Below are 19163 nucleotides of genomic sequence, written 5' to 3' on the forward strand. Positions count from 1 at the left end.
TGCTACTTTTTTTTGCCTAAATTTTGTCGGATGACAGATTTCAGTCAATTTTAGTCACTTTAAAACATGGCAAAGTTATCCATCTGAAGCAGCAAGTAGACGCTTTTATTCAGATATTTCTTCTGCTATGTTTGTTGCAATGGACATAAACACAATTATAGAGGACAGGAAAATGTCGCAAGTCCAAAAAATAGGCCAGGGTGTGGCCGTATTTGCAATCACAAGTTTATTATTATCAGGTTGTTCACAAGTGATCAAAACAGGTGCCAATGTCGCACTTGGATTTACTGAAAAACATATTGTGCCGCCAATTTTAGCGATGGAAGATGCTGAAATGGTGTGTAATTCTGGTAATTCCTTAACCCCTGCCATTATGGCGACTAAAGATATGGGCGCAGACCCAACCCGTGTTGCGGTACTAATGTATTCGGCTGCGGGTATTTGTGCCGAAGAAAAAGCTTTGGATGCTGAATTGCGTTATTTACGTGCAGCAAAAGCAGGGCAAGTGGGCGAAGCGCAAGATGCGCGGATTCAGCAAAAACGTTGGGCGGCTTTGGCGGCACAGCGCCAATACACAGGCTATCAATTGTTTCAGCATCGTTGGGAAAAGAAATATCGGAAACCTTTGGGCGAAGGTTGTCCAAAAATGAACAGTGATATTGATCAAACTGTGTATATGTTGGGGATGTTGAGTGGCTTGCAAGCCATGACCAATGATATTAATTCAGGCGGGGCAGTGCATGTGCCTAAAGATATTGCCGCGATTGTTGAACGTGGTATGACCTGTTTAAACAATGAAAAATTCTGGGGCGCACCAGAGGCTACACGTGCCGTAATTTGGACTTTGCTTCCAGGTGCGGGAGATGGCAAACCTGATCCGTATCAAACCTTAAAGCAGTCGATGCAAATTGGTGAAAATAAAGGCGTGCGTTTATCACACGCTTTATATGCGGTTGCTGCCCAAGCCAGTGGTGAAGATGCCAAAATCCGCGATGCACTCAAAGCCTTTTCTAATGCACGCAGTGACGAAAAACCTGTAAATCCACAATTTAAATTGATTGATGCCATGGCGGGAAGCATGGTACAAGGAATTTCAGACCGTTACTGGACTGAACATACAGGTGTGCGTACTGGTGATCAGCAACGTTTCTGGGATGAACAAGATGATTCATCTGAATTAGATGATTTATTTAATGAGGATACGGCAGCTCAATTGTAAAAATATCAAGATTGCCCAATTCAATATAGACAAGAAATTTTAGGATTGGGCAATCCGTTTGCCGAAGCACATAACAAGAATAATTTGGAGGATGCCAGCGCCTATGCAATATTCATCTCAATTTCTCAGTCGAAAAATTGTGTTTATTGCGGCATGTATGTCGGTTTCGGCATGTTTGCAGATTTTTGCAGAGCATTTTATTTATTGGTCTACACATTTATTGGATGAATTCTGGCGCTTATGGACAGGGCATTGGGTGCATGTGGGCTGGATTCATTATTTGCTTAATATGATCGCCTTTGCCTGTTTACCTTTTATTTTTCCGCATGCCAAAGTATGGCACTTTGTGGCGCTTTTGTTGGTACTACCGCCAGCGATTAGTCTGAGTTTCTATTACTTCCTTGCCGATATTGATGCCTATGCAGGACTTTCTGGGGTGTTGCATGGTGCTTATGTGGCGGTGGCATGTGTGCATTTGCTTTATAAAAAAGAACGTGGCTTTGCCACATTGGTCTTGCTGCTTATTTTATCTAAACTGATTTGGGAAAATACAGTGGGCAGTTTGGGTACAGCAGAATTAATCGGCAGTCCTGTATTAGTTGAGGCACATTTATTGGGGGTGATTTGGGGAGTAATTTTTGCACTGGCTTATATTATTTGGGCCTATTGCATTGATCCGCATTAAAATTACATCAAAATGATGGCAAAAAGGGCTCACAAGAAATCTCACAATTGACCATTTTTACTTAAAAGAAAATCTATATTGTCATTTTAAAAATAACGACGTTCATTCACATTTAAACTGAATACAAAAATGCTCAATGGAAGATGGATATTCCGTTGAATAAGGACAGACAGAAATTCGAGTGTCTCGGTTTCTGCATAGAATAAAAACAGGAAAATATATGCACAATAACGGACAACGCAGGTCTGGCTTGGCTTTGCTCAGACATATATGGACAGAATGGATTTCTACATTCGTTATTTTGATCTTGTTGCTACTGACACTTATTATTGGTACAGGTGAAATGGTACATGGTCAGTTGTTGCGCATGGGTGAACGCCTATACGGTGACCCTGCAACGGGTATGCAGTATTCATTTTTGCGTGCCGAACCCACTGCACCTGACTGCGAACGCAACCCCGATATCGATGCACAAGTACATGCCCAAATGCAAGCCAATGCTGCTGATGAGTTTGCCGATATTTTTGGTACTGCCTCTGAATCAGATGTCCGCGCTTCCATTTTAGCAGCCAAACAAATTTGTGAAGAAAAATTTCAATTTCATGATCAGGCGATTCAGCATATTCAAGCCCATCCAAGCTTGAAAATGTATCGAACCATTGAAACCTCTTTTTTTGGTATTTTTAAATTTGGTACTGAAAACCGTGCCATTTTATTGGTATTGATGGTGGTCTTTGCTGCAATTAGTGCCACTTTAAAGACCCATCACATTGGTTTACGTGGCCCTGCGACCAAAATTGACTTCAAGGTGTATTCGACCTTAATGGTGGTGGCGAATGGTTTCTTAACCTCGTCAAGTATCAGTCAATATCGTTCAGTACTCAATTCAGGCGTACCGATGAGTGGTGAAACGCAAATCATTTACTGGATGTGGATGATTCTGTTTGCAACTCTGACTTTAATTAGTTTATTCCAGCTTATTAAGCCACCTGCACCGACCCGTGAAGGCGGTAGTTTAGGTCTTGCTTTCCTGAGCGTACCTTTGTATGCCTATATGGCAATTAGTACGGGTTTCTCTTTTACCTTCCTGATGGATTATCCAATGGGGCAAGGGATTTACCTAGGGCAACTGGTCGAATTCTCTAGTATTTTCTTGAACTTGGCTTTGTTTATTTGGGCGGGGATGTTGCTCAAACAAACCCGAATTGTGGATTTGTTCCTGAATATTCTGCGTCCGTGGAATTTGGCACCTGAAACTTTAACCTGGCTGATTCTGATTGCTGCTGCATTACCAACGGCTTATACCGGTGCATCGGGGATTTTTGTCATTGCTGCAGGTGCGATCATTTATAAAGAAGTTTGGAATGCGGGTGGACGACGTCAGTTTGCACTGGCGGCAACAGCTATGTCGGGTTCAATGGGGGTCGTGCTTCGTCCATGCCTATTGATTGTTGTGGTGGCATCGCTGAATAAAGAAGTCACAACGGACATGCTGTATCACTATGGTTTGTATGTGTTCCTACTGACTTCAACCCTATTTTTAGTGATTTCGTTGTTCTTTGCTGAAAATAAATTCCGCATTGCTGCACCGAACATAGCTGCGCCATTGTCCTTACGTGCTTTTGGCCCTGTACTACCATATATCCTCATTTTTGTGTTGATTTGGTTGTTCTATAAATATGCTTTAGACACCAATATGAATGAATTTACTGCACCTGTAATGATGCCGGTTATTTTATTGATGATGGTGTTGTTTGATAAATTGCGCCATGAACCTGCGCCTATTCCAGCGATGGGGCAGTGGGATCAGACTTTAGATCACAAGCCTGTAGCACAACAGACAGCAGCTTCATCTGAGCGCTCATTATTGACTGCACCTGATTCACCATTGCGTCAGTATGGTTTCTTCAAAGCTCTGCATTTATCGACCAGTGAAACGGTGGGACATATTGGGGCATTGGTAATTTTGATGGCGCTTTCAGTCAGTGTAGGTGGCTATTTAGAACGCATTGAAATTATGGAAGCGTTCCCAACCGACATTAGCAGCATCTTTATTGTGATTAGCCTGATTGTTGCCTTGATGATTTTTGTGGGCATGATTATGGATCCATTCGGTGCGGTGATTCTAATTTCTGCAACGGTTGCGCCTGTAGCTTATCAATATGGGATACATCCTGCGCATTTCTGGATGATTACCCTAATTGGTTTTGAATTAGGCTATGTGACGCCACCTGTAGCGCTGAATCACTTATTGGCAAGGCAGTCGATTGGAGATGAAGAAGTCGCTGCAGCCGATGCAGAAGTTCGTCATAAATCGTTCTATTATCGTTATGAGCGTTGGATTTTGCCTATGATTGTGATGCTTCCTGCGATGTTGATTATTGCCTATGCACCGTATGCGTTCAAGCTATTCGGCTGGTATGAATAAGCACATGGATACTTAATCACTGTCATCTTATTATTTAAAAACACCCTGTGGTTCACTGCGGGGTGTTTTTTTATAAGGTTTATGAGGCTGATGTGTAGGGAATACAAAGCAGCATTATGAATGCGGGGAGTGATGATTCAGGTGTTTTTGTAACAGTGGACTGCACAAAATAATGGCAAGCAAAATTAGGGCAAAGCCAATTAAACTAAATAAGTCTGGCGTTTCATGCCAAAAGCTAAAGCCCCAAATCCCTGCAAAAATAATCGCAATGTAATTGACAGGGCCAATTTGCCCAGCAGGGGCAAGACGGTAGGCATTGGACATAAAGATCTGACTGATATTGGCCAGCAATCCTGCACCAATTAAAAAACTCAATTCTTTTAAGTTGTAAGGACGCCATGACCAGAACATCGGTACAACAGAAATGAGTGTCCCAATCATGCAAAAATAAAACACAATGCGTTCAGGCGGTTCGGTTTGAGTCAGGGCGCGTACCGTGACAAAAGCCATCGCTGCTAAAAAACTGGCACTGAGTCCAATTGCGGACATGCTATTAAACATACCTGCATCGGGTTTGGCGACAAATAACACGCCAAATAAACCAATGAACGCAGCCCATAGCATTGGTTTGGTGATTTTTTCTTTAAGGAATAGCCATGCAATTAAGGGAATAAAAATAGGCGATGAATAGGTGAAGACCATCGCATTGGACAGTTTTAGATTGGCAATCGCGTAGAAAAAACCATACATGGCGGTTAATCCGACTACCGAACGCCAAGTGTGCATCCATAACTTTTCAGTTTTAAAAAAGCCCAAGCCTTTATTGAAAATGAGCGGGATAAAAATAAACAAACCAATGAAATTACGGAAAAATACCACTGTGGCATTATCTACCGTTTCTGAGGCGTAACGAACGCACACTCCCATGAGTGAAAACAGAAAGGCAGAGCAGGTCAACAGCATAATTGCTTTGAGCAAATTTTGTTGGGCAGAACCAGAAGATGTCATACAAATAAAGCCAGAATAACCTCTGGCTATTCTAGCTTAAATTGGCTACAACACTGACCCTTTATCGTATTTTAAAATGACTGATGTGAAGCAGAGGAGGCTTACTGTGCCAGTTGGGCTTCCAGTATTTTGATTTGTTCTTCTTTCAGTTTAATCAATTCATCAGCATCGTTATGTTGCTGTTTTAATAAGGCACGTTGATCATTCAGCTGATTTTGAATGTCATCTAATTTAGCCACTTCTTCTTTGGCAAGCGCTGCATTCTCAGATACAGGTGCTTTGAGTAAATCTTCTGTGACCAACTGTTTTGGTGCTGCTTCATCTTCTTGCAATGGCGTTGCTTCAGCAGGTACAGCTTTCGCTACAGACGCCGTAGTTGGGGCAGTTTCTATAGGCGCAGTATTGTCGCTATCGCCCATCCATTGAAAGATAAATACGGCAATAATGACAATAATTAACCCACCCGTAATCGCCCATAAAAGCTTAGGGTTATGTCGTTGATCTTCAGTCATGCGTTGTTGAACCTTATTGTTTTACTTTGACTGACGCGGCTTAAACTGGATCACCCCAATTTCATCTGAAACCTCTGGGATTTCAGGTTCATCAATATGTGTTGGACGGTTTTCCGTATAATCACACTCGATACATTCGATCCATTCAGCTTCGTCAGCGGTGAGCATGACAACCCGATCCATCGCCTGACATTTCGGACATTTTGCGCCTGCAATGAAACGACGTTTAATGGTCATCACGACTCCCCTAACTTCATCTAAAGTTCTTAGTTTAAGCGTTTTTGACTATGTTCGTCCAACCTTGATGACGTAATAGTGCGTCTATTTTTGGCTCGCGTCCGCGGAAATTGATAAATGCGTCAAGCGCTGAATCTTTTCCGCCAACTGCTAGAATAAACTGTCTAAACTGCTTGCCAGTTTCGGTGTTAAATAGCCCTTCATTTTCAAAGCGATCAAAGGCATCGCTGGCCAAAACCTCTGCCCATTTGTATGAATAATATCCTGCAGCATAGCCGCCTGCGAAAATATGGCTGAAGCTGTGCTGGAAGCGGTTGTAAGCTGTAGTTGGTGCAACGGCATAGTTTTGACGGATGTCATCTAGCATGGCTTGAATCTGTTCCGCATTTAAAGCAGGGTTGCTGCGATGAATACTTAAATCGAACAGCGCAAATTCAATTTGGCGCAGGCTTTGCATTCCCGACTGGAAGAAACGTGCATCTAACAGCGCTTTAAGCAGGTGTTCAGGCAGGGTGTCTTGGGTTTCAATATGCGCACTCAGCATATCTAAACTGTCTTGATCCCAAGTCCAGAATTCCATGAATTGGCTTGGTAATTCCACCGCATCCCAAGCGACACCGTGTGTACCTGCCACAGCAATATTATCTACTTCAGTCAGCATGTGATGTAAGCCATGTCCAAATTCATGGAATAGGGTGATGACTTCATCATGCGTTAAAAGCGCGGGTTGGTCTGCAACAGGTGGGGTAAAGTTACACACCATATAGCAAATTGGTTTTTGTAAACCTTGTGCCAATTGCATGCGTGAACGGAAACCACTCATCCATGCGCCGCCGCGTTTGCCTGTACGGGCATATAGATCAAAGTAAAAACCACCAATCACTTGACCTTGATCTTCAAGTTCAAAATAACGTGCATCAGGATGCCAAACAGGGGCAGCGCGCTCAATAATATCGACATCGTATAAACGCTTGACGATGCTAAATAGACCTTCAACCACTTTCGGTGCAGGGAAATATGGTTTTAACATTTCTTGTGAAAGGTTAAATTGCTGTAATTTTAATTTTTCAGAATAGTAGCCTGTATCCCACGGTTGTAAGGTATCAATCCCATCTTGGGCGGCAATGGCTTTGAGTTCGGCAATTTCTTGTTCTGCAGGTGCACGAGCATGTTCTGCCAGTTCACGCAGGAATTGATCGACTGCTTCGACACTTGGCGCCATTTTGCTGGCAAGGGATAATTCTGCATAGTTGTTAAAACTGAGCAATTGCGCCATTTCTTGACGTAAACGCAAGATTTCTTCCATGACTGCTGTATTGTCAAATTCAGCAGAGTCTGCCTGATCAGAAGCACGTGTGGTATAGGCTTTATAGAGCGCTTCACGCACTTCGCGGTCTTCTGCATAGGTCATAATGGCAATATAAGACGGGAAGTCGAGTGTGGCTACAGCCTGTTCGAGTTCGCGTTGCTGACCATATTGTTTCAGAAGTTCAATACTGCCTTGAGGTAGTCCTTTGAGCTGCGCTTCAGTTAAAGGTTTGAAGTAGGCTTGTGTAGCATCGAGCACGTGATTTGAGAAGTCAGAAGAAAGCTGTGACAGACGTGAAGAAATTTCTGCATAACGTGTTTTTGCTTCACCTTCTAAAGCGACACCTGAAAGCTTGAAATCACGCAGTGCAAGTTTAATCGCACTTTGCTGTGCTGTAGGTAGGTCACTAAAAATAGGAGCATCGTGTAGATGCTGATAGGTTTGATATAACGGTGTATGTTGACCAAGTTGTGTGTAGTATTCACTTAAACTTGGTAATAAAGCCTGATGAACTTCACGTGTTTCGGCATTATTCATGACAGCATTGAGGTGCGAAAGCACGCCCCATGCTTCACTCATGTTATTTTCAAGGGTATCGACGTGTTCGAGTACTTGTAGTTGTGCTTGTACGGATTCGGGTACATCCGTTAATTCTTTTAAAAATGCCTGACCTTGGGCAATGCTCTGTTCAATCTTTTGTTTTAAGTCTGCAAGGGTAATTTGGTCAAATTGTGGAACAGGCAAAGTTGCCTTTTCTAATGTCATGTCGGTCTGCCGATTTATTTCCTGTGTTATTTGTAGAAGTAAGGCTTCTAGAAGGATAAATCAAGCCTTGGGTGCTATTTATTCGCTCTTGTTTCACCGTGGATAGATTGAATATCTTGGATGTAGGTGCCAAAGCGCCCCTCAATGACCGATAATTTTATGAATAGATTTTGATTTTTGTAGTGTTCATATTCATCTACATTGATTCGAAACATACCAGTAGAGTCATACGGTGTTTCAATAGAATAGTAGACACTTCCTTTTTTACCATGTTTTTTAACAGCGCTTGCTTCCAATGTCACCACAGTAGGTGTACCCAAAACTAGGGTATGAAGCAGAGGAGGATAGACAACTAGATTTAAGTAAAGAAACAGAATTACAAAAATAGGGAAGAGGAGTAAAAAATAGAATTTTGGCTTTTTTTGTACATTTGTCCATGTACGTGGAATGATCCATTGTCCGTATCTATGCAGAACATAAAAGTAGATCAAAACAGCCAAATAAATCAACGTTGCAACAATGAAGGCTGTGATTTTGACTTGATTTGTTGGGGTGAAGTCTATAAAAAAGAGAGCAATCAGTGCTGAAATACTAAGTACAAAGACTAAGCATATTACATATTCATGGTAATAGTATTTAGTAATTTTCTGTGATGTCATGATTTTTAAGTGGTTTATTTTTATAGAGATATATTAAATGAAAAAGAGCACCGTAGCACTCTTTTTTATTTAGTAAAATTTACTCACCCTTTGCTTTGGCATTGGATTTTTTCTTTTTCACCTTGGTCTTTTTTTTGGCTTTGTCTTTCGGTTTGATTTCCGACTTCGCTGAGGTTTTTTTACCGTAAGAACTCGGTTTGCTTTTTGGTTTTTTCTTCGGCACAGGTTGCTCACCGTTTTCACTTAAAGTCGCCTTGCTTGGACGCTCAGAAAAAACTTCTTCGGTGGCTTCACGGCTGAACGGTTTTGCCACGCGCGGTGCGCGCATACGAATAGCACGACCTGCATGGGTGAGTTGCTGCATGAGCTCAAAATCAATTTTGCGATCTTCTAAATTGACAGCCGCGACTTTAATTTTAACTTCATCGCCCAAGCTAAAGCTTTGACCACGTACTTGTCCAATTAGACTTTGGCTGGCTTGGTCAAATACAAAGAAGTCATCGCCCAACTGGCTGACATGAATCATGCCATCGACATAAAGGTCTTTGAGAGTAACAAATAAACCAAATTCGGCTACTGCAGAAATTACGCCCACAAATTCTCCACCCAAATGCTGCTGCATATAGTGGCATTTTAGCCATGTGGTGACAGAGCGTGAGGCTTCATCGGCACGACGTTCAGTTGCAGAATAATGTTCGCCTGCATCATCTAAAGCTGCGCCCGAAAGTGGTGATGGTTTTTGTTTTAAATGCGCTTTAATGGCACGATGCAACAATAGGTCAGGGTAGCGACGGATTGGTGAAGTGAAATGCGTGTAGGCATCATAAGCTAAACCAAAGTGTCCTGCATTGTTGGCACCATAATAGGCTTGCATCATTGAGCGTAATAACACCGCGTGAATACTTGGTGCATCAATACGATCTTTAGTGGCTTCAATCACCGCTTGATAGTCGGCCTGAGTGGGTTGTTCTGGAAAATGTAGCCCAAGTAATTTGACAAAATCACGGACTTTTTGAATACGTGAAAACTCTGGCGGTTCATGCACACGGTACAGCATCGGCACATCATGTTTGAGTGCATATTCTGCTGCTGCGACGTTGGCGAGTAACATACATTCTTCAATCAGTTTATGCGCATCGTTACGGCTGCGCGGCAAAATTTCTTTAATTCCACCTAACTCATCAAAGGTCATGTAGGTTTCAATGGTTTCAAATTCCATGGCATGACGTTCGGCACGTAAGCCTTTAAGCACTTGATACAGTTGGAACAGGGTATTTAATGATTTGCGCATTTCCCGATCTTCAGGAATTGCCGCACTATCACCCTCAAAATATTGTGCCACTTGAGTATAGGTTAAACGTGCTTTGGAATGCATGACCGATGGATAAAATTCAAAACCTGTGACACGACCTGCGCGTGACAGTTTTAAATCGCAGACCATACACAAACGGTCAACCTGCGGATTCAGCGAACATAAGCCATTCGATAAAGCTTCAGGCAACATCGGCAATACAAAATGCGGGAAATAGACTGAAGTCCCACGTTCCTGAGCTTCATCATCCAACGGTTTGCCTGTGCGGACATAATGGCTGACATCGGCAATTGCCACCACAACACGATAACCACCACCCAGACGTTTTTCCGCATACACCGCATCGTCAAAGTCGCGGGCATCTTCACCATCAATAGTCACTAAGGCTAAATCGCGTAAATCAACACGTCCTTCACGGTCTTGGGCAGTCGGTTCTTGAAAGCTTTCAGCTTCTTGAATGACATCTTCAGGAAATTCATACGGCAGACCAAATTCTAAAATGGTTTGCGGAATAATAATTTCAGTTTCGGCTTTGTCTGCCATCGACTGAATAATATGTCCTGTGGCAAATTCTTCGCGGGTTGGATAGTCATCAATCGCAATGCGCACAGAATCGCCCAATTTAACTTGGGCATGTTCAATTAATTCTTTTTCAAGGGTAATGGGTTGATGGCTATTTGGCTGGGCAGGCTGAATAAAATATTCACCATCGTATTCTGACAATTTACCAATGATTTGTTTGACACGACGCTGGGTGACTTCGGTAATAAACCCCCATGCCTTGCCTTTACGATCTACCGATGTCTGGCGGACTTTGACTTGATCGCCATTAAACACCAAACGTAGTTCGCGTTCAGGCAATAAAATATCTTCATGACCTGCAATATTGGCTGTGCCTAAACCTTTACTGTTGATGTAAACCGTGGCGTCATGAGTCGGTTGTTCTGCAGCCAGCTGGAACTTGAATCCATCTTTCATGAGCTGACCATCACGTACCATGGCAATTAAACGATGGCTCAGGGCATCAATACTTTTTTGATCGGCAATCGCAAAATGCTCTACCAAGTCTGCATGTGACTGTGCCGCTTGCAAGGTTTCAATGGTTTCTAAGATTAAGGTACGGCTTGGAATAGGATTTTCGTAGCGTTCGGCTTCAGCTTTCGCTTCAGGATCGACCCAATTTTTCATCATGGAATAAACTTCATGTCAGAAGATAGGTTTAGCATAAGTCATGTACGGAAAGACTGCACGTAAATGATTGCAATAATGTGTTTTCTGTCGTTATTTTACGATGTTTCTAGTTTTTGTGCAGCGATTGCCAAAAGTTCAGGCGTAATTCTGGTGATGAATCCTGAAAATTGTTTAAAAAATATTTAATTGAGCAAAAATATGCAAAAATTGTGGTATCGAAGCTTGCAGTGCTAGCACTTAATTTGTATTATGGCGGCACGTTACGGTGAGATGGGTGAGTGGCTGAAACCACGTCCCTGCTAAGGACGCATACGGGTAACTGTATCGAGGGTTCGAATCCCTCTCTCACCGCCACGCTTTACTTATGTCGCGCTCATAGCTCAGCTGGATAGAGCACTTGGCTACGAACTAAGGGGTCGGGAGTTCGAATCTCTCTGAGCGCACCAATAAGTAAACCGAACAGTAACGTATCGCCTAAATTGGCACACAAGTAATGCGCTCATAGCTCAGCTGGATAGAGCACTTGGCTACGAACTAAGGGGTCGGGAGTTCGAATCTCTCTGAGCGCACCAACTTAAACAATCAACCGCTTAAATGCGGCTTTTTTGTGCCTGAAATTTAGTAAACTCAAACAATAATCAGTTTATTAAAAAGAATAGCGTACTCATGGTTTTACGTTAAAATTCTTTTGAATCGTCCAATATCTGTGCATTTGATTGCAAAATGATGAATTAATACTTAACAGCCAGAAAAAAACACGTATAATGCACCCCATCAAGTCGTCGCGCTCATAGCTCAGCTGGATAGAGCACTTGGCTACGAACTAAGGGGTCGGGAGTTCGAATCTCTCTGAGCGCACCAACTTGAAATAAAAAACCGCACTTTTGATGCGGTTTTTTTGCATCTACACTATCTAAAAATGATGAAATTTTTGTGTCAAAAGCATGACCATTGTTTTACGTCTGGCTTTGAGCGAATAAACACGAAAAAAATAAGGAAAGTGCTCAATCTAGTGTAAGATTTAGCTCAATTTGAATGACTTGATGATGAGCTTATGTCTGACACGCAGCCAGCATTGTCTTTGCGCTATTTTTTAAATTTAGAAGAATCTCAAGACGGCTTTGCCCTTGCGACTTTTGGTAAAAAACAATTTACCCGTTTTATTACACCGTTGATTAGTGTGGCGATTATTGCTTGGGGCTTTTATTTGGGCTTCGATGGGGTAGGTCGCTATTATGTTGCACTCGGTGCTTTCTTTTTAATCTTGCAAACTTTAATGCGTTATTGGTTTTTGCCAATGATGTTTAAACGCCAGTTTGTAAAATACCAATTTGGAAAAAGCGAGCAAGGCATTGATTTATTTCAGGACTATGCCGAGCTGTATGCCAATGGTCGTAAACAGGTATTTCATTATAACGAGGTGCAAAATTTCGCTGTGGGTAAACTCACCTATATGCTGGAATTAAAAAATCGTACAGTGGTGATTGTACCGAAACGTGCATTTAATCTGCCTGCAGAACAAACGGTTTTTGAAAATACTTTTAAAAAGTAAGTTCTAATTTTCCCAATTTACGAGTTATTCGAGGATGATCATGAGTACACGTCCATCTAAAATTGTCTGTGTCGGTCGCAGTTATGCAGACCATGCCAAAGAATTAGGTAATGCTGTACCTGATCATCCTGTGTTATTTATTAAACCGCCAAGCAGTTTACGCAGTTTAAGTGATGGGATTACGTGGAATAAGGTCTGGGGCAATTGTCACTATGAATGTGAATTGAGTTTACGCATTGACCAGCCTTTAAATGCAGACACAGATCCTGCCAAAGTATTGGATGCTGTAAGTGCAGTGACTTTGGGCTTGGATTTAACTTTGCGTGAATTGCAGGATGAACTTAAGAAAAAAGGACAGCCGTGGGAACGAGCCAAAGCGTTTGACGGTTCTTGTGTGTTGGCAGATTGGGTGGATGTATCGGAAATTCAGGACTGGAAAAACGTGCAATATCGTTTGGACATTAATGATGAATTACGTCAGCAAGGCGATACCAGTTTATTGATTTTTGATATTGCGGCATTGTTGGCAGATATTAGCCAAGTATTTAGTTTAGAACCTGGTGATGTGGTAATGACTGGTACACCTGCAGGGGTGGCAGCATTACAGTCGGGCGATCAGCTGAAGATGACCTTACAAGGACGTACTCAGGCATTTGTCTGGACGACTTTTGTAAAATAAATAGTGGTGTAAACGGTGATGTCATCAAAAGATGAGTATCACCGTTTTGTACTTGCTTTTAAATCCAATGGTTATACTTTCAGTAAATGCTGAAATTTACTGCGTAATTTATTCAGTTTCGGTGGAATGGAAAAATTGCAGTAGCCCTGATTTGGATTTTTGGCAAAGAAATTCTGATGATAGTCTTCTGCAGGGTAAAATTCAGGTGCTGCACTGAGTTCAGTCACAACATTCACACCTTCAGCTTGTAAGGCTGCAATCATCTCGGCGGCAGCTTGTTGCTGTGTAGCATCTAAATAATAAATCACAGAGCGGTATTGTGTGCCGACATCATTGCCCTGACGGTTTAATGTGGTTGGGTCGTGTGTGGCAAAAAACACCTCAAGTAATTGTGAATAGCTGATCTGCTGCTCATCAAAATCAATCAAAATGACTTCTGCATGTCCGCTGTCGCCACGGCAAATATCTTCATAGCTTGGGTTTAAGGTATGTCCACCTGCATAACCGCTGGTGACTTTTTCTACGCCTTGCAGTTGTAAAAATACGGCTTCGACACACCAGAAACATCCGCCACCAAACAATGCTTGTTGCATGATTTTGTCCTTATATTTTATGAATAAACCATTTTAAGCCTGTCTATTATTAGGCTTAGCCGTTAACGTGCAGCCGTTGGTGTTTCAAATTGAATCAGTAAATTTCCATGGCGATCTAGCAATTTCAGGGTTTTACCATAGACCTGATAATGCGTCACTTTATTTAGGGCTTCATGAAATTTCTGATCTAAGTTGTTGTTATTTAAGCAAGCCATTCGCGTGGTTGCCAATTGCCCCAATTGTAGGGTGTCACGTCCTGCGACATAACTACCGCTGAGTCGGTTACAACTATCTGAACCTGTGACTGTTTGTGTGGCGGCATCAAAGTTTAAATATGGCAAGTTTTGGCGGTTTGCTTCTGTTTTTAACATGCTGTTGCCCAATTGCGTAGCAGTCCATGTACGTTGTACTAAGTTGGCTTGATTGATTGCGCTAATTTGGCTTGCACTCGTTTGAGTTGGCATAGTTTCACATCCTGATAAAGCAATCATTGCACCCAATAAGGTGATCCCGAAGTATTTTTTTAGCATGGAATGATCTCTAATTTTTTGAAATTGTTGCTATCTAAACAAATTATGCGCCGTGGCTCTAGTTAAACTTGTATGTTTGCTGCAACTTTTTCCAAGATATGGTGTGGTTTTTTCTCTGAATTGATTGTATCTGCGCAAAATGACCAAAATAGGTCAGGGCAGCACTTTGTTCTGATAAGTCGGATGCGAATAAGGCGTGCTGATGTTTGCTGAAGAATCGAGCTGCACGCCTTGTCGAATGAGCGCGGAAAAGTCTTGGCTGTGGATATCTTTTAAGTTTTCCACACGTGGGTTAATGTGGGCACGTTGATACCAAGTTTGCATATCCCAACGATGATCCAGCGCATGCAAATCATATAAATAATTGGGTAAATAACCCGAAGCAAACAGACGATAGTCGGCAGGGAAACGTTTTTGAGATACTGCCTGAATCATGTCAAACAGTAGCGTGGTGCAATTACTGGTCAACGTATTATACCAACGCGCTTTGGCGGCTAAAGCATCGGCTTTATGCAGATATTCCTGAAACAGTGCTTGTGCTTCTTGTGGATTGAGCTGGATCGGGAAAAAATAAACTTGCTCACCCCGAATATTGCTGCGGGTGTAGATGATATCTTTTTCATCGGCAGCGACAAGGCTGAGTTCATATTGCCGAAAGAAGCCACCAATCGCAGAAAACTCTTCGTGTTTTTCTTTGCGAATTTCAATGGAAAAGGTGAGTGGCGCTTGATCGGCAAAGTCAAAACTGACTAAGGTATGCGCAATTTTTGGCCCCATCCAGTAAGAGGTGATGATATTCACCCCCGTAATCTGTTTCAGGTTAAATTGGCGGGTTTCCCAACGTTCGGTATAGCGACCATCGGCATGCCAGTCAAAATTGCGGACATTGTGCAGCGTGACCTGATCTTGTACTTGTTCATAATGCAGCATACGGACTACTTCAGGGTTCCAGTCACGGTCTTGCTTGGCATCCATCCCAAAATACCAAAACAGCCCCAAGGTAAAACCCAAAAGATAAACCAAAATATCCTGATTGCGACTGAGCAAATGCTGAGTGATATAAATGCCCAAAATGCTGAGGGTGAAGGCTAGCCAAGTCCCAATCAGCACACGGCTCATTAACCAACCCAAAGGCTGATGAATCCACAAGGCCATACTGAGCCAAATAGAAGAAAGAACGACACCTAAACTGAAGATGAAATGCAGCATCCGCCATTCCTGAGGCAAAGTTAAATTCCGTTTAAGTCATCATAATCAAATATTGCCAAGGCTGTCAGCATTATTTTTGATAGCGGGCAAACTCAAAGGCAATCCCTGATTTTTCATCGACATGCTGTTCTGAGGCCACTTTTTTAAACTCGGCAGGAATGGCAGGATAATGCGCATCTCCCTGAACATCTAGTTCAATATGTGTCAGTTCCAAACGGTCAGCAATCGGCATAGTTTGGCTAAAAATTTCACCACCACCAATAATAAATAAAGTGTTTGGTTTTTCTGAGGCTTGAACATCGGCAACGGCTTGTTGCAAGGCATCTTCAATGCTATGCGCCACTTTTGTGCCTTCAAATGCCCAGTTTGGGTCGCGGGTAATCACCCAATTGACACGTTTAGGCAGGGTGCGTCCCATCGACTCCAAGGTTTTGCGTCCCATAATCACCACGCCACCTTGGGTGATTTCTTTGAAGTGTTTTAAGTCTGCCGAAATATGCCACGGCAATTGGTTACCCTGACCAATGCAGCGTTGTTGATCCATAGCGACTACGTGTACAACTTCTAAATTTTGAAATGACATAATTAGGCTCGTATTTTCTTAGTCTGCCAAGCATCTTTTGGGGACGTTGGGGCAATTTAAATGTTGAGATGATAAATCTAGCAACAGGCAATTAAACAGCGACAGGTGCTTTAATTGCAGGATGTGACTCATAGCCTACAATTTCAATATCTTCAAATTTAAAATCGAAAATATCTTTGATTTCAGGATTGAGTTTTAACTGACATAACGCCAGTGGTTCACGGCTTAGCTGTAACTGTGCCTGTTCAAAGTGGTTGGCATATAAATGCGTATCGCCACCTGTCCAGACAAAATCTCCGACTTCTAAATCACAGACTTGCGCGATCATGTGGGTTAGTAAAGCATAGCTGGCAATATTAAAAGGCACGCCTAAAAACACATCGGCACTGCGTTGATATAGCTGGCATGAGAGTTTGTCGTTGTGCACAAAAAACTGGAATAAAGTATGGCAAGGCGGTAAAGCAACTTGACCTGCTTCTTTCGGGTTCCAGCCTGACACGATTAAACGCCGTGAATTTGGATTGGTTTTAATTTCATTGATTAACCATGCAATTTGGTCAAAACCATCTTGCTCATACAGACCATCGGCTTTTTGTGTTGCACCAAAATTACGCCATTGATGTCCGTACACTGGGCCAAGTTCACCTTCAGGACGACCAAAGCGCGCGGTTTGTTCTGCGGTAGACCATTCATCCCAAATACTGACTTTATGTTCTTGTAGATATTTGACGTTTGTATCGCCTTTTAAAAACCATAACAGCTCAATTACGATAGAACGGAAATGTACTTTTTTGGTAGTCAGCAGTGGAAAACCTTGTGCAAGGTTAAAACGCATTTGGTGCCCAAACACTGAACGTGTGCCTGTTCCGGTACGGTCACCTTTGTCGCCACCATGGTCAAGAATATGTTGGAGTAGGTCTAAATACTGGCGCATAGCGTTCTCTGGTCAAGCAAAAGAAATATTTTTTGTTTGGGCAATTCGATGCCCAGTAAATCAGAAAGAATAATAGCAGAGTTTTTAAAGTTGTGACTTTATTGTGTGTCGGAAGCGTGATGTTGATGCAGTAAAGCCAACGGCGAAAACAGGCAAATAGCCAAAGCGGTAAAGCCAATGCCTTGAGCGCCCGACAGTAAAATTTCACCGTGTTGAATCTGCATGAAAATTATTGCGAGTAACAACGCCAGTGGAATCCAAGTCAATAGTCGTGCCAACCAACCTGTGGGATGTTGTGCAGTAAAATGAATTTTGCAGTAACGACAAATTAAAAAAACAATACCTGTGGCCAGAAACATTAAAATCGCATCGAGCTTTAAGGGTTCTAAGAAGTATACCGCTGCAGTGACCAGCGCGATCACCATCAGCAGGGCAATTTTCTTTGTGACCGCAACCTGTGGGTTAAACCAAAATTCAAGCATTTGCAGTCTTCAATTGTTTAAACGAACATTTAGAATTTTTACTTTAGCACAAAAAAGGCGAAGATTGACTTCGCCTGAGTGACTCATTTTTGAGTTTTAAATAGAGTAGATTTGATTTTATGGGGTAGGTAGTTTTTCTATAGCTGTTCTTAATGTATTGGCTGCAGACTTGTTATAAAGATTACAGATACCATTAGAGAATTGGTTGGAAGAGTCATAATTTTCTATAGCTTCCTGGAGTTTTCCTGCGTCATATAGTCCTGTATATAACTGACCATCCATTGTAATAGCGGCATCTGTACGATAACCTAAGTCGCGGTGATGATTTAAATGGGAATCATTTGTGACATATGCAACTTTAAAATTTGCCCATGTGTCTTGCTTAACTGTATTACCTTTAGCTGTTTCATCAGTTACCCACTGTTCAATCGTTTGAGTGCTGCTGAAATTTCCAAAAATAATATTAGGTTGATTGAATTGTTGAGTCAAATATTGATGGCAAATAGCTCCAGGTTCAAAGGTGGTTGGTAATTCAGAGATAGCATTCTTAATTGTATTTAAATTAGTATCTGAATTATCTATCATCCTATTGAATAAGTCTGTGGTCACTCTTGCAGAGCTTAGTTTCTCATTTGAGAGATCAATATTTTTAAAGGTAATGGTATTAGTTAAACTTGGAGTGCTATTGTCATAGGCGAGTATGATTTTTGAATCAGTATTTTGAAGAATATATTGTGTAAAAACCCCATCTTTAGAAGTATATAATTTATCTTTTGTTAGTATATTTTCTTTTTGAAAATTCCATGAGAAATTGTACTGATTGTTTTGGGTGTAACGAGATTGAATACTTTCTGATAAAACATCGTTTATTTGAGTCTTAGTATTTTCTGCTACAGAGTGAATTATAGCAGCAGGACCAAGACTAATACTTATAATTTCAAACTGGCTAACAGGAAAAGTTAAAATGTTTTTTTGTGCAGTATGTGGTGGTTGAGTAGGGTTTGAAGGGACTGTTGGTGTATTTGTATCGGGTAAAGCACTTGTCTGAGAGCCGTTTGAGTCACTTCCACCACCGCAGGCTGTTAGTGTAATACTTGCAACTGAAATTAAGCTTAAATGTTTAAAAGATTTTTTGTTCATGGATTCCATACCGTTTAGTAAAAAATAAAATATTTTATAAGACTGTGATCTTAGCAGTTTGTTTTATTGACTGGTATTTTTTTAGCCAATAGTACCCCAAATTTATTGGGGTACTATTTACTTAATGACTGTCTCC

At 41.7% G+C, this 19163-nt stretch carries 18 protein-coding genes and 4 tRNA genes; 9 read left to right on the forward strand and 13 right to left on the reverse strand.

Annotation, left to right across the window (positions count from 1 at the left end; genetic code table 11):
• Positions 1–172: 172 nt before the first annotated feature.
• The 3 genes from FTV41_RS00805 to FTV41_RS15330 all read left to right on the forward strand — a co-directional run bounded on the left by FTV41_RS00805 (position 173) and on the right by FTV41_RS15330 (position 4332).
• Complete coding sequence (locus FTV41_RS00805) at positions 173–1219, forward strand: hypothetical protein (RefSeq protein ID WP_004974758.1); 1047 nt, start codon at positions 173–175, stop codon at positions 1217–1219.
• 103 nt (positions 1220–1322) lie between these two features.
• Positions 1323–1904 (forward strand): rhombosortase, encoded by a 582-nt coding sequence (gene rrtA / locus FTV41_RS00810; protein WP_104853260.1) that lies wholly within the window; start codon positions 1323–1325, stop codon positions 1902–1904.
• A gap of 1054 nt (positions 1905–2958) precedes the next feature.
• Positions 2959–4332 carry a TRAP transporter large permease subunit gene (locus FTV41_RS15330; RefSeq protein ID WP_373682943.1) on the forward strand — a complete coding sequence of 458 codons (1374 nt, stop codon included), beginning with the start codon at positions 2959–2961 and terminating at the stop codon, positions 4330–4332.
• 114 nt (positions 4333–4446) lie between these two features.
• Here FTV41_RS15330 and FTV41_RS00820 read toward each other — a convergent pair whose 3' ends face one another.
• The 6 genes from FTV41_RS00820 to rnr form a co-directional block, all read right to left on the reverse strand.
• On the reverse strand, positions 4447–5340 hold the full coding sequence (locus FTV41_RS00820; protein WP_004974770.1) for a DMT family transporter: 894 nt from the start codon (positions 5338–5340) through the stop codon (positions 4447–4449).
• Between the two features lie 101 nt (positions 5341–5441).
• Positions 5442–5852, reverse strand: a complete 411-nt coding sequence (locus FTV41_RS00825; RefSeq protein ID WP_104852579.1) for a hypothetical protein — start codon at positions 5850–5852, stop codon at positions 5442–5444.
• Between the two features lie 21 nt (positions 5853–5873).
• Positions 5874–6083, reverse strand: coding sequence for a YheV family putative zinc ribbon protein (locus FTV41_RS00830; protein WP_171324836.1), 210 nt, complete (start codon positions 6081–6083; stop codon positions 5874–5876).
• A 40-nt stretch (positions 6084–6123) separates the two neighbouring features.
• Complete coding sequence (locus FTV41_RS00835) at positions 6124–8163, reverse strand: M3 family metallopeptidase (protein WP_179995929.1); 2040 nt, start codon at positions 8161–8163, stop codon at positions 6124–6126.
• Positions 8164–8237: 74 nt separating this feature from the next.
• The gene (locus FTV41_RS00840) at positions 8238–8822 is read right to left on the reverse strand and encodes a hypothetical protein (protein ID WP_111885424.1); all 585 of its coding nucleotides are present in this window, start codon (positions 8820–8822) and stop codon (positions 8238–8240) included.
• Between the two features lie 79 nt (positions 8823–8901).
• Entirely contained in the window at positions 8902–11325 is a 2424-nt protein-coding gene (gene rnr / locus FTV41_RS00845; RefSeq protein ID WP_179995930.1) for a ribonuclease R, read from the reverse strand.
• A 264-nt stretch (positions 11326–11589) separates the two neighbouring features.
• On the opposite strand from rnr, the gene FTV41_RS00850 reads away from it, so the two are divergent.
• From FTV41_RS00850 to FTV41_RS00875, 6 genes are all read left to right on the forward strand, one after another.
• A tRNA-Ser gene (locus FTV41_RS00850) sits at positions 11590–11679 on the forward strand.
• Positions 11680–11694: 15 nt separating this feature from the next.
• A tRNA-Arg gene (locus tag FTV41_RS00855) sits at positions 11695–11771 on the forward strand.
• Between the two features lie 49 nt (positions 11772–11820).
• Positions 11821–11897: transfer RNA gene (locus tag FTV41_RS00860), tRNA-Arg, on the forward strand.
• A 212-nt stretch (positions 11898–12109) separates the two neighbouring features.
• A tRNA-Arg gene (locus FTV41_RS00865) sits at positions 12110–12186 on the forward strand.
• A 193-nt stretch (positions 12187–12379) separates the two neighbouring features.
• Entirely contained in the window at positions 12380–12877 is a 498-nt protein-coding gene (locus FTV41_RS00870) for a YcxB family protein (RefSeq protein WP_096901373.1), read from the forward strand.
• A 40-nt stretch (positions 12878–12917) separates the two neighbouring features.
• Positions 12918–13556: a fumarylacetoacetate hydrolase family protein gene (locus FTV41_RS00875; RefSeq protein WP_154320311.1), complete on the forward strand. Its 639-nt coding sequence runs from the start codon at positions 12918–12920 to the stop codon at positions 13554–13556.
• Between the two features lie 71 nt (positions 13557–13627).
• On the opposite strand, the gene msrA is transcribed toward FTV41_RS00875, so the two are convergent.
• From msrA to FTV41_RS00910, 7 genes are all read right to left on the reverse strand, one after another.
• A complete protein-coding gene (gene msrA / locus FTV41_RS00880) occupies positions 13628–14149 on the reverse strand; it encodes a peptide-methionine (S)-S-oxide reductase MsrA (RefSeq protein WP_004974785.1) in 522 nt (173 codons plus the stop codon).
• A gap of 62 nt (positions 14150–14211) precedes the next feature.
• The gene (locus FTV41_RS00885; RefSeq protein ID WP_004974787.1) at positions 14212–14679 is read right to left on the reverse strand and encodes an META domain-containing protein; all 468 of its coding nucleotides are present in this window, start codon (positions 14677–14679) and stop codon (positions 14212–14214) included.
• A 153-nt stretch (positions 14680–14832) separates the two neighbouring features.
• A complete protein-coding gene (locus FTV41_RS00890) occupies positions 14833–15888 on the reverse strand; it encodes a DUF4105 domain-containing protein (protein WP_179995931.1) in 1056 nt (351 codons plus the stop codon).
• A 70-nt stretch (positions 15889–15958) separates the two neighbouring features.
• The gene (locus FTV41_RS00895; protein ID WP_004974792.1) at positions 15959–16471 is read right to left on the reverse strand and encodes a dihydrofolate reductase; all 513 of its coding nucleotides are present in this window, start codon (positions 16469–16471) and stop codon (positions 15959–15961) included.
• A gap of 91 nt (positions 16472–16562) precedes the next feature.
• Positions 16563–17405, reverse strand: a complete 843-nt coding sequence (gene thyA, locus FTV41_RS00900; protein ID WP_179989937.1) for a thymidylate synthase — start codon at positions 17403–17405, stop codon at positions 16563–16565.
• 98 nt (positions 17406–17503) lie between these two features.
• The gene (locus FTV41_RS00905) at positions 17504–17887 is read right to left on the reverse strand and encodes an AzlD domain-containing protein (protein ID WP_004974797.1); all 384 of its coding nucleotides are present in this window, start codon (positions 17885–17887) and stop codon (positions 17504–17506) included.
• Between the two features lie 117 nt (positions 17888–18004).
• Positions 18005–19027: a hypothetical protein gene (locus tag FTV41_RS00910; RefSeq protein WP_179995932.1), complete on the reverse strand. Its 1023-nt coding sequence runs from the start codon at positions 19025–19027 to the stop codon at positions 18005–18007.
• Between the last annotated feature and the right edge of the window lie 136 nt (positions 19028–19163).

Origin of the sequence: Acinetobacter sp. YH16051, from assembly GCF_013417135.1 — a bacterium.
GTDB classification, from domain to species: domain Bacteria; phylum Pseudomonadota; class Gammaproteobacteria; order Pseudomonadales; family Moraxellaceae; genus Acinetobacter; species Acinetobacter towneri.